Genomic DNA, 291 nt, shown 5'->3' on the forward strand with positions numbered 1-291 from the left:
GAGCCGGTCTGGGCGGAGACGAGGAGGTCCTTGCCGTCGAGTTCTGCTTCAATGACAGAGGACTGGACGGGGGTGAGCGTCTCGTAGCCACGCTGTGCGAGGGCCTCGGCGAGCGCCGATGGGATAGAAGGGGTATCGGTCATTTGGTAGGGCTTTCTGGGGCGCTGGCGCAGCTTTCATGCGCGCCGCGGGAAGATTTTGCCCCGTATGGCACGTTTTTGCAGTCGGCGCCATAAAGGGTGCGCATGTGAGGGCAAGCCTCAAATATCCGTATCCCCGGCGCATGCCGGG

Source organism: Hyphomonas sp. UBA3601 (assembly GCF_002375605.1).
Lineage (GTDB): Bacteria > Pseudomonadota > Alphaproteobacteria > Caulobacterales > Hyphomonadaceae > Hyphomonas.